The organism is Microbacterium sp. (assembly GCF_026393345.1).
GTDB lineage: Bacteria > Actinomycetota > Actinomycetes > Actinomycetales > Microbacteriaceae > Microbacterium.
The window spans coordinates 1-10,393 of record NZ_JAPLAI010000039.1 but is presented as its reverse complement, the minus strand read 5'-3'; the positions used below and the strand labels follow the sequence as shown (position 1 = coordinate 10,393).

Below are 10,393 nucleotides of genomic sequence, written 5' to 3'. Positions count from 1 at the left end.
CGCACCCTGCGCGCTCTGCTCGTCCTCGCCGACGCCCGCGGGGTACCGGCGGCCGTCGCTCCCCCGATCGTCGGCGCCGTCGCGCTGTACGCCGCGACGAGCGCGCCGTTCGACCGCCGCGCGATCGTGAAGGGCCACACGGTGCGCGCGACGGACCAGGACTGGGGCTTCGGGCAGGGCCCGGTCCTGGCCGGCACGGCCGACACGATCGTCCGGTTCCTCCTCGGCCTCTCCGACGTTCCTCCCCGCCGGTCTGCCGCGACGACGGACCCCGCGGCTACGGTGGAGGAATGAGTGACACCACGTCCGGCCTTCGCTGGGGAATCCTCGCCACGGGCGGCATCGCCCACGCCTTCACCTCCGACCTCCGCACGGCCGACCGGGACGTCCGCGCCGTCGGCTCCCGCACCGCAGGGGCTGCCCGCGCCTTCGCCGATGAGTTCGGCATCCCCTACGCCCACGACTCCTATGAGGACCTCGTCTCGGATGACGAGGTCGACATCGTCTACGTGGCGACGCCCCATCCGCTCCATGCCGAGAACGCCCTCGCCGCCATCGCGCAGGGCAAGCATGTGCTGGTGGAGAAGCCCTTCACCCTGAACGCGGCCGAGGCCGAGCGGGTGCGGAATGCCGCCCGCGACGCCGGCGTGCTCGTGATGGAAGCCATGTGGACCCGGTACCTGCCGCACATGGTCCGCATCCGGGAGCTCGTCTCGAGCGGCGCCCTGGGCGAGGTGCGTGCCGTCTTCGCCGACCACACGCAGAGCCTCCCCACCGACCCCGGTCACCGGTTGAATGCGCTCGAACTCGGCGGCGGCGCGCTCCTCGACCTCGGCATCTACCCGGTCTCGTTCGCCTGGGACGTGCTCGGCGCACCCCGCGATGTCACCGCTCGCGGCCGGCTCGCCGACACCGGCGCCGACGCCGAGGTCGCGACGATCATGACGCACGAAGGCGGCGCGCTGTCCACGTCGATCTCGTCGTCGCGCGCGGCCGGGCCCAACACCGCCCACATCATCGGCACCGAGGCGCGCATCGACATCGACCGCACCTGGTACTGCCCCACCTCGTTCCGGCTCATCGGGCCCGACGGCACCGTCCTCGAGGACTACGTCTCGCAGGTCGACGGGCGCGGGATGCAGTTCCAGGCCCTCGCCGCCGAAGAGTATGTCGCCGCAGGTCTTACGGATTCCCCGCTGCTGCCGATCGACGAATCCGTCGCCATCATGCGCACCCTCGACGAGGTCCGCGCGCAGATCGGCGTCCGCTACCCCCAGGAGGCCTGACGTGCCCAGCCCCACCGACCCCCGCGTGGCGGTCTACCTCGACTTCGACAACATCGTGATGAGCTGGTACGACCGTGTGCACGGCCGCAACAGCTACTCCCGTGATCGTCAGCGGATCGCCGAGAACCCGACCGACCCGGAGGTGCGCGAGAAGCTGACCGCCGCGACCGTCGACGTCGGGGCCATCATCGACTACGCCGCGTCGTACGGCACGCTCGTGCTGACCCGCGCCTACGCCGACTGGTCCTCCCCCGTGAACGCGGAGTACCGGACGCAGCTGGTCTCCCGCGCGGTGGACCTGGTGCAGCTTTTCCCCGCCGCCGCATATGCGAAGAACGGCGCCGACATCCGGCTCGCGGTCGACACCGTCGAGGACATGTTCCGTCTGCCCGACCTCACTCACGTGGTGATCGTCGCCGGGGACTCCGACTACGTCCCGCTCGCGCAGCGCTGCAAGCGTCTCGGCCGGTTCGTCGTGGGCGTCGGGGTGGCCGGGTCCACGGCGAAGTCGCTGGCCGCGGCGTGCGACCGGTTCGACTCGTACGATTCCCTGCCCGGTGTCTCCTCGCCCGAGAAGGCGAAGAAGGATGCGTCCGGCACCCGCCCGCGGGCGCGCAAGCGCTCCGTCGACCCGGCGGCCGATCTGCTGGAGCGCGCCTTGCGGCTCGAGAACGACAAGGACCCCTCGCAGTGGCAGCACGCCTCCGCGGTGAAGAGCCTCATCACCCGCCTCGACTCGTCGTTCAGCGAGAAGGCGCTGGGTCACCGCAGCTTCACCGAGTTCGTGGCCGCGCATCCCGACATCGCCGAGATGGACGAGACCGAGCACATCGTCAGGATGCGGCTCGTCGCCGACAAACGCTGAGCTTCATGCCCCGTCGGGCATACGCCTACCGACGGGTGCTCCACAGGGCCCAGGCGATGAGCACCGGCTGGAAGAACAGCCGCACCAGGCGCTTGGTGTCGGTGTCGAGTCCGAAGCCGTCCCGGTGGTGGGTGAATTGCGACCAGTTGCCGGGGAACACCGCGGCGAAGAACAGCGCGAGCACCGTGCCCGCCCGGCGGCGCTGCGAGGGTAGGGCCACGAGCGACACCCCGAGAGCGATCTCGGCGACCCCGGAGGCGAGCACCACCGTGTCGGTGTCGACCGCCGGCACCAGCTCGGTTGTCCAGTCCGGGACCTGAGCGCGGAACTCCGTCCGCGACCAGGTCAGGTGGCTGATGCCGGCGAACACCATGGCCGTGGCGAGAAGCCACCGTGCGAACGTCCTCATCAGGCCAGTGAACCGCATCGGTGAGGGGTTCACGACCGGTTGACGCCGCATCCGTCCTCTGATCGTGCTCGCCGCGGCGCCGCCGCATCCCTCGGTCGTGATGGGATGGAGGCGGGGGTGCGTGTGGACGAGGGTGTCGGATTCAGATCGCGGCGGGGACCGATCCTGCTCTCGATCATGCTGTCGATCTTTCTCATCGCCATCGACTCGACGATCCTGTCCACGGCGGTCCCCACGATCGTGAAGGATCTCGGCGGGTTCGATCAGTTCCCGTGGTTGTTCTCGGTGTACCTGCTCGCGCAGGCCGCCTCCGTCCCGGTCTACGGGAAGCTCGCCGACACGTTCGGCCGGAAGCCCATCATGGTCGTCGGGATCGGCGTGTTCCTCGCCGGCTCGCTGCTGTGCGCGAGCGCCGGGAGCATGGTGTGGCTCATCGTGTTCCGCGCTGTGCAGGGGCTCGGGGCGGGTGCGATCATGCCCACCTCACTCACGATCGCCGGCGACATCTACACGGTGCGGGAGCGGGCGAAGGCGCAGGGGTACATCGCGAGTGTGTGGGCCATCGCCTCGGTCGCGGGCCCCACGCTGGGCGGGGTGTTCGCCCAATTCGTGAGTTGGCGCTGGATCTTCTGGGTCAACCTGCCCATCGGGCTCGTCGCCCTGTGGCTGCTGTGGCGCAGTTACCGGGAGGTGTTCGAGCGGCGGCCCCGCCGGATCGACTACGCCGGGTCGGTGCTGCTCACCGTCGCGCTGGTGCTGCTCGTGTTCGGCGTGCTGGAGGGGGGCGATGCCTGGGGCTGGCTCTCCTGGCCGTCGCTGACCGTGTTCGGGGTCGCGGCGGGCCTCCTCGTGATCCTGGGGTTCGTGGAGCGACGCGCCGAAGACCCGGTGCTGCCGCCGTGGCTCCTTCGCCGCCGCATTGTCGTCACGAGTGCCCTCGCGTCGCTCGTGATCGGAGTCCTCCTCATCGGCCTCGTCTCATTCGTGCCGCCGTTCCTCGAGGGCTCGGCCGGCGCGGCGCCGATCGTGTCGGGTCTGGCGTTGGCCACCCTCACCCTGGGTTGGCCGCTCACCGGCGCCCTGGCGGGGCACGTCTATCTGCGCATCGGATTCCGGGCCACCGCCGTGATCGGCTCGACGGTCGCCGTGCTCGGTGCGGTGCTCGTCCTCGCCTTCTCCGCGACGCCCTCCGTGGTCCTCACCGCGACGGGCTGCTTCGTCGTCGGCCTCGGGCTCGGGCTCGTCGCGAACCCCACGCTCATCGCCGCGCAGTCGAGCGTGGCGCAGCGGGAACGCGGCGTCGTTTCGGGCACCAACGCGCTGACCCGGTCGGTCGGGAGCGCGCTGGGTGTCGCCGTCTTCGGGGCCGTGGCGAACGCGGTGATCACCGCGGCGAGCGGGCCCTCGCCGTCGTCGATCCAGGCGGGCTCGAGCGCGGTGTTCGTCGGCGTGCTGGCGGCGGCGGTCGTGCTGCTCGCGGTCTGCGTCTTCGTGCCGCACGTGCCGATCACCGACGAACCCGCCCGCTGACGCCCGCCCGGTTCCGGTCAGCGGCGCCAGGTGCTCCACAGTGCCCAGGCGATGAGCACCGGCTGCAGGAAGAGCCGGATGAGGCGTGCCCGGTCGCTGGCGAGTCCCGGCGCCGCGCGCCCGGTCCGCCACTGATGCACGTTGCCCGGGAACACGGCGACGAAGAACGCGGCGATCGACGCGCCCACCCGTCGCTGTTCCCTCGGCAGCGCGACGACCGCGACGCCGAGGACGACCTCGACGACACCCGAGACCACCACGATCGTGTCCTTGTCGACGTGGAGGAGGCGCGTCGCCCAGTCCGGCACGACGATGCGATACCCACGCCGGCCCCAGCTGAGGTGCGACACCCCGGCCGCCACCAGCAGGGCGGCCAACAGCCAGCGCGCGGCCGCCCTCACGAGGCGTCCCGCAGCTGCGCGGCCGTCGTGATGAACCTCAGGTACGACGCCGGGGTGTCCTCCGGCACGATCGCGCGGAGCACGACCTCGTCCACCGCGTCGCGGTAGGCGACGATCCCGGATGCGGCGTCCCGGGCGGGCGAAGGGAGCACGGTGTCATGCACATCGATGCCGAGCCGGGCGAAGTTCCCGGCGTAGGACGGAAAACCGGCGTAGCGCTCGGCCTCCTGCCGCATCCGCTCCTCGGCGGCGGGGTCGAGCGCGGTTCGGACGTACAGCGCCACGTGCGCCGCGGGGCGGACCTCGTGCGCCGCCGCGGCCTGCTCCCGGGCCAGGCCGGGCGGGAGCCAGCTGAGCAGCACGCCGTCGGCCTCCGCGGCACCGAGTCGCCGCATCCGGGGGCCGAGCGCGCCCACGAGGATGCGGCATCCCACCTCCGCGCGGAGCCGCTGCACGCCCTCGGTCATCATCGCGAGGGCGCCCTGCCGGGCCGCGCCCGAGCCGATCCCCAGGGTGAGCCGGTGCGCGGGGAGCGCGGTGGCCGCGGCGGCGATTTCTTCGGCCGGGCGGCGATCGAGCGGCAGCACGCCGGTGGCCAGGCCCAGCGTCGCGGTGACGGAGGCGGCAGCGGCGAGCGCCTCGAGCGCATCGGCGCCCGGGGTGTCGTTCACCCACAGCGCCTCGAATCCGGCGGCCTCCGCGGCACCGGCGATCTCGGCGATGGCGGCGGGGCCGAGGGCGGCGGCGACGCCGAGGGACAGGGTTCCGGGTGCAGCGCTCATCCGCTCCAGCGTGCCCGACCCCGAGGCCGACCGCCACCCGTTGACCGCGCCCACCGAATGAGCATCCCTTCGCCGAGTGCGCTCCCGTTCGCGTGCGCACTCGCGCAACGGAGGCTCGCTCGCGCGAGCGCCGACGTCCACCGATACCGAAGCCGCGCCCGACCTGGGTATTCGCGCATCCGGTACAGTGGCGCCTGTGGCACGCCGCAACCCACCGCCGGGCTCGCAGACCTCGCTCCGCGAGGCCAATCGCGCGCGCCTCGTGGATGCGCTGAAGCGACACGGCCGGCTCACCCAGGTGGAGCTCGCCGGCAGCACCGGGCTCTCCCCCGCCACGGTGTCCAACATCGTCAAGGAGCTCACCGCATCCGGGCTGCTCCACACCTCGGTGACCTCCCGCAGCGGGCGCCGCGCCACGCTCGTCTCGCTCGCCCGGCAACTCGGCCTCGTCGCCGGCGTGCACTTCAGCTCCCGCCAGCTGCGGATCGCGATCGCCGACTCCGCACGGGTGATCGTGACCGAGTCGACGCTCCCGCTCGCGCTCGACCACCGTCACGACGCGGAGCTCGACCGTCTGAGCCTGCTGCTCGGCGACATGATGGACTCCCTCGGCAGCTCGCTGTCTGATCTGCTGGCCGTGGGCCTCGCGCTCCCCGCTCCCATCGACCCGCGCACCGGGATGGTCTCCACCCCGGGGCTGCTGCGGGGCTGGGAGGGCGTCGATGTCGCGGCCGCGCTGTCGGAACGCATCGGCCGACCCGTCTATGTCGACAGCGAGGCGAATCTCGGCGGCCTGGCCGAAGCCCGCGAGGGAAACGGGCGCAGCGCGTCGTCCTCGGTATTCATCCGTGTCGGCCACACCATCAGCGCAGGTCTCATCGTCGGCGGCGACCTCTTCCGGGGCGTCAACGGCAAAGCCGGGCAGATCGGTCACGTCACGATCGACGAGAACGGTCCCATCTGCCGCTGCAGCAACCGCGGCTGCCTGGAGACGTTCGCGGGCGGACCCGCACTGCTGTCGCTGTTCCCGCCCGGCGACGGGATGCGGCGCCTCAGCGATCTGCTGCAGGCGGCGGAGGCGGGCGACGGCAGCTCCCGGCGCGTCATCGCCGACGCCGGCCGGCACATCGGCGTCGCCGCAGCGAGCCTGTGCAACATGTTCGACCCGGAGCTGATCGTCGTCGGCGGAGAGCTCGCCCAGGCCGGCGAGATCCTCATGGCGCCCATGCGGCACTCGCTGGAACGCTCCGCCCTGCCCTCCGCGACGGGGCTGCCCGAGATCGTCGCCGCCTCGTTCGGGGAGTGGGCCGAGGCGCGCGGCGCTATCGCCGTCGCCCTGGATCAGGTCACGGTCGACGCGCAAGCACTCCCGTTCTCGGCGTAGGCGGCGCCCATGCCGCCACCGGATCGCACTCCCGCGTCTCGCCGGCGCCGCCGTGTCGTCTTCACCGCCCTCGTCGTCGCTGTCGCCGCGGGGACGCTGAGCGGGTGTACCGATCCGGGCGGGAACGCCACCGCCTCCGGCCGCGGGGCGATCGCGCTGCTCTTGCCGGACGCGAACACCGCCCGCTATGAGACGTTCGATCGACCCCTGTTCGAAGCGCGGGTGCGCGAGCTGGGTGAGAGCGATGTGCTGTACGCCAACGCGGACCAGGATGCGGGCACTCAGCAGCAGCAGGCCGAGTCCGCCCTGGCGGCGGGCGCCGGCGTGCTGGTCCTCGACCCGGTCGACGCGAACGCCGCCGTCAGCATCGTCACGGCGGCGAACGCGAAGGGCGTCCCGGTGATCTCCTACGACCGCCTCATCGCGGGCGGCGACCTCGCCTACTACGTCTCCTTCGACAACGAGAAGGTGGGCGAGCTGCAGGCCACCGCGCTGGTCGAGGGGATGCGGGAGGCCGGTCGGGGCGACGGCATCCTCATGGTCAACGGCTCCCCCACCGACAACAACGCGACCCTGTTCAGTCGCGGGGCGCGCAGCGTCCTCGACGACAGCGGCCTGCAGATCCTCGCCGAATACGACACGCCCGATTGGAGCCCGGACAAGGCGCAGAACTGGGTGGCGGGCGAGATCGCCCAATACGGCGGCGACATCGCGGGGGTGTACGCGGCGAACGACGCCACGGCGGGCGGCGCGGTCGCCGCGCTGAAGGCGGCCGGCGTCGATCCGTTCCCGATCGTGACCGGTCAGGATGCGGAACTCGCGGCGCTGCAACGGATCATCACGGGCGACCAGTACATGACCGTGTACAAGGCGATCCGGCCGCAGGCGGAGCTCGCCGCCGAGGTGGCGGTGGCGCTCCTGCACGGCGAGGAGGTCACGGCACCGATGGACACGAACGGCGTGCCGACGACCCTGCTCGACCCGGTCGCCGTGACGGTCGACGACATCATGAGCACGGTCGTCGCCGACGGATTCTGGCGGGTGGAAGACATCTGCACGCCGCGGTACGCCGACGCGTGCGCCGCGGCCGGCATCGGGTAGGGTCCTGATCCTGGCGAGGAGAGTGTGACGAGGATGTCGACGACGCAGCCACGCGCGGGTCGCGCGCGGGAACGAGTGCTCACGATGCGCGGCATCGGGAAGCGCTTCGGTGCGGTCCGGGCGCTGACCGACGTGGATTTCTGGGTCGACGAGGGCGAGGTCGTGGCCCTCATCGGCGACAACGGGGCCGGGAAGTCGACCCTCGTGAAGGTGCTCGCGGGCGTCCACGCCCCGGATGCCGGCACGATCGAGTTCGACGGCGACCTCGTCGGGATCGACAGTCCCGCCGACGCGCAAGAACTCGGCATCGCCACCGTCTTCCAGGACCTGGCGCTGTGCGACAACCTCGACGTGGTCGCGAACCTGTGGCTCGGCCGCGAGCTCGTGGCGGGACGCGCGCTCGACGAGGTCGGGATGGAGCAGCGCACGTGGGCGCTCCTGCGGGAGCTCGCGGCGAAGATCCCCTCGGTCCGCATCCCCGTCGCATCCCTCTCCGGCGGCCAGCGGCAGACGGTGGCGATCGCGCGGTCGCCCATCGGCGATCCCCGCGTGGTCATCCTGGACGAACCGACCGCGGCACTCGGGGTGGCGCAGACGGCGGAGGTACTGAACCTCATCGAACGGCTCCGCGAGCGCGGGCACGGCGTGATCCTCATCAGCCACAACATGGCCGATGTGATGGCCGTCGCCGACCGGGCCGTGGTGCTCCGTCTCGGGCGCAACAACGGCGTGTACGACGTTGCCGACATCACGAGCGAAACCCTGATCGCGGCGATCACCGGGGCCGTGGACCAGTCCGGCCTCCGGCCCGGCGCCCGGCCCGCAGCAACCCCGGCAGAGGCGGACGACGAGGCCGCCCCACCGGCCGATGCGCCCATCATTCCGATGCCTCCCGCCGGATCCCGCCGGCGGCCCCCGCGCGGCCGGAACCGCCCGTGAGCGCCGGGCAGGACGGCATCGCCGAGGCCGGCCCGGGTGACGAGCGGGCGCTGGATCTGCACGGCGTGCGTGGCGCCTTCGCGCTGGCGCTCGTCCGCATCCGGGGCGGCGATCTGGGCGCCGCGCCCGTCGCGATCGGGCTCGCGCTGATCTGGGGCGTCTTTCAACTCTTGAACCCGGTGTTCCTGTCGAGTGAGAATCTGGTGAACCTCACGATGCAGTGCGCCGCCACCGGCACGATCGCTCTCGGGGTGGTCGTGGTGCTGCTCATCGGCGAGATCGACCTGTCCGTGGGGTCGGTGTCGGGTCTCGGCGCCGCCGTGCTCGCGGTCACGTTCGTGCAGTTGCAGTGGCCCATCGCGCTCGGCATCATCGCCGCGATCGCGATCGGTGCCCTCGTCGGGCTGCTGTACGGGTTCCTCCGCACCCGCTTCGGCCTGCCGAGCTTCGTCATCACCCTCGCCGGTCTCCTCGGCTTCCTCGGGCTGCAGCTGTGGGTGCTCGGCGACACCGGCACGATCGCCATCCCGTTCGACTCGTGGATCGTGCAGTTCGCGCAGCAGATGTTCCTGCCCGCGTGGGCGTCGTACCTCGTGGTGGTGCTCGGCGTCGCCGCCTTCGCCGCGACGGGCGTGCGGCGCGCGCGTCGTCGCGCCGCCGCGAACCTGGCGAGCGACAGCTACGCGTTGATCGCCATCCGCAGCGGTGCGCTCCTGGCCGCGCTGTTGCTGGTCAGCTGGTATCTGAACCTGTACCGCGGCGTCGGCGTGATGTTCCTGTTCTTCGTCGCTCTCGTGGTGCTGCTGAACCTCGCGCTCACCCGCACCCGCTGGGGCCGCGCGGTGTACGCCGTCGGCGGCTCGGTGGAAGCCGCTCGCCGCGCGGGCATCCGCGTGACCCGGATGTACCTGTCGGTGTTCGCGCTGTGCTCGTCGCTCGCGGTGGTGGGCGGCATCCTCGCGGCGGCTCGTCTTGCCTCGGCGGGGCAGAGCTCCGGCGGCGGCGACACGAACCTCATCGCGATCGCGGCGGCCGTCATCGGCGGCGCGAGCCTGTTCGGCGGCCGCGGGTCGGCGTTCTCGGCGCTCCTCGGGATCGTCGTCATCCAGTCGATCTCGTCGGGGCTCACCCTGCTGAACCTCGATTCCTCGGTGCAGTTCATGATCACCGGAGTGGTGCTGGTCCTCGCCGTCATCATCGATTCGCTGTCCCGCCGGGCGCGCGCGGCGGCCGGCCGCGCCTAGCCTCACTGGGTTCACGCGGGAAACCCGGAGCCGCTGTACCCAAAGCGTTACGTTCATCTCTTGACGCCAACGGCGGATGCCGACATGATCGCTGCAGGCGCGACGGCACAGCAGCGACGCTCCTGGGGATCGCGTATTTCAACGACGAAAGGCGAACGATGAAGAAGTCATCACTCCTCGCCGTGGCCGCACTCACCGGTGCGGCGGCGGTGGCCCTGTCGGGCTGTTCCGGCGGGGGCGGAACCGGCGGCGACAGCGGCGGAGGCGACGCGGCAGGACGCGCGTGCGTCATCCTCCCGGATGCGGCGTCCTCGCCGCGCTGGGAGAACTTCGACCGCAAGTACCTGCAGGGACCGCTCTACGCGGCCGTGACGGGCTACTACTACCCGAACGGCGAGCCCACCGGCATCGAGGGCGCCGAGGACCAGCTGCTCGCCGGCCTGCAGGCCATC

Annotated in this window: 10 protein-coding genes and 2 pseudogenes; 9 read left to right on the top strand and 3 right to left on the bottom strand. The window is 71.6% G+C overall.

All coding sequences use genetic code 11. The features are described 5' to 3' along the window. From NT132_RS06450 to NT132_RS06440, 3 genes and pseudogenes are all read left to right on the top strand, one after another. Nucleotides 1-294 (top strand): annotated as a pseudogene (locus tag NT132_RS06450) (hypothetical protein); the annotation flags it as partial. Beyond that, complete coding sequence (locus NT132_RS06445; protein ID WP_297786571.1) at nt 291-1,286, top strand: Gfo/Idh/MocA family oxidoreductase; 996 nt, start codon at nt 291-293, stop codon at nt 1,284-1,286. The pseudogene NT132_RS06450 and the gene NT132_RS06445, both read left to right, overlap by 4 nt. A gap of 1 nt (nt 1,287) precedes the next feature. Then, a complete protein-coding gene (locus tag NT132_RS06440) occupies nt 1,288-2,151 on the top strand; it encodes an NYN domain-containing protein (protein WP_297786568.1) in 864 nt (287 codons plus the stop codon). Between the two features lie 25 nt (nt 2,152-2,176). Here NT132_RS06440 and NT132_RS06435 read toward each other — a convergent pair whose 3' ends face one another. Continuing rightward, nucleotides 2,177-2,560 (bottom strand): hypothetical protein, encoded by a 384-nt coding sequence (locus NT132_RS06435; RefSeq protein ID WP_297786565.1) that lies wholly within the window; start codon nt 2,558-2,560, stop codon nt 2,177-2,179. A gap of 177 nt (nt 2,561-2,737) precedes the next feature. Between NT132_RS06435 and NT132_RS06430 the strand changes: the two genes are divergently transcribed. After that, nucleotides 2,738-4,090, top strand: a complete 1,353-nt coding sequence (locus tag NT132_RS06430; RefSeq protein ID WP_297786562.1) for an MDR family MFS transporter — start codon at nt 2,738-2,740, stop codon at nt 4,088-4,090. A gap of 17 nt (nt 4,091-4,107) precedes the next feature. On the opposite strand, the gene NT132_RS06425 is transcribed toward NT132_RS06430, so the two are convergent. Both NT132_RS06425 and NT132_RS06420 read right to left on the bottom strand, forming a co-directional pair. Further along, nucleotides 4,108-4,491, bottom strand: a complete 384-nt coding sequence (locus NT132_RS06425; protein ID WP_297786559.1) for a hypothetical protein — start codon at nt 4,489-4,491, stop codon at nt 4,108-4,110. Then, nucleotides 4,488-5,273, bottom strand: a complete 786-nt coding sequence (locus NT132_RS06420; protein WP_297786556.1) for an LLM class flavin-dependent oxidoreductase — start codon at nt 5,271-5,273, stop codon at nt 4,488-4,490. Before NT132_RS06420 ends, NT132_RS06425 begins: the two co-directional genes overlap by 4 nt. A gap of 196 nt (nt 5,274-5,469) precedes the next feature. Between NT132_RS06420 and NT132_RS06415 the strand changes: the two genes are divergently transcribed. From NT132_RS06415 to NT132_RS06395, 5 genes and pseudogenes are all read left to right on the top strand, one after another. Continuing rightward, nucleotides 5,470-6,657: an ROK family transcriptional regulator gene (locus NT132_RS06415; RefSeq protein ID WP_297786553.1), complete on the top strand. Its 1,188-nt coding sequence runs from the start codon at nt 5,470-5,472 to the stop codon at nt 6,655-6,657. 9 nt (nt 6,658-6,666) lie between these two features. Beyond that, nucleotides 6,667-7,758 carry a substrate-binding domain-containing protein gene (locus tag NT132_RS06410; RefSeq protein WP_297786549.1) on the top strand — a complete coding sequence of 364 codons (1,092 nt, stop codon included), beginning with the start codon at nt 6,667-6,669 and terminating at the stop codon, nt 7,756-7,758. 33 nt (nt 7,759-7,791) lie between these two features. After that, a complete protein-coding gene (locus tag NT132_RS06405; RefSeq protein ID WP_297786546.1) occupies nt 7,792-8,697 on the top strand; it encodes an ATP-binding cassette domain-containing protein in 906 nt (301 codons plus the stop codon). Nucleotides 8,698-8,753: 56 nt separating this feature from the next. Beyond that, complete coding sequence (locus tag NT132_RS06400) at nt 8,754-9,941, top strand: sugar ABC transporter permease (protein ID WP_297786652.1); 1,188 nt, start codon at nt 8,754-8,756, stop codon at nt 9,939-9,941. 158 nt (nt 9,942-10,099) lie between these two features. Next, nucleotides 10,100-10,393: pseudogene (locus NT132_RS06395) on the top strand (hypothetical protein); the annotation flags it as partial.

What these genes read in the sequence shown, in the direction of transcription:
- NT132_RS06420 (WP_297786556.1), bottom strand. Translation starts at nt 5,273, where the DNA reads ATGAGCGCTGCACCCGGAACCCTGTCCCTCGGCGTCGCCGCCGCCCTC.
- NT132_RS06410 (WP_297786549.1), top strand. Translation starts at nt 6,667, where the DNA reads ATGCCGCCACCGGATCGCACTCCCGCGTCTCGCCGGCGCCGCCGTGTC.
- NT132_RS06435 (WP_297786565.1), bottom strand. Translation starts at nt 2,560, where the DNA reads ATGAGGACGTTCGCACGGTGGCTTCTCGCCACGGCCATGGTGTTCGCC.
- NT132_RS06430 (WP_297786562.1), top strand. Translation starts at nt 2,738, where the DNA reads ATGCTGTCGATCTTTCTCATCGCCATCGACTCGACGATCCTGTCCACG.
- NT132_RS06445 (WP_297786571.1), top strand. Translation starts at nt 291, where the DNA reads ATGAGTGACACCACGTCCGGCCTTCGCTGGGGAATCCTCGCCACGGGC.
- NT132_RS06405 (WP_297786546.1), top strand. Translation starts at nt 7,792, where the DNA reads ATGTCGACGACGCAGCCACGCGCGGGTCGCGCGCGGGAACGAGTGCTC.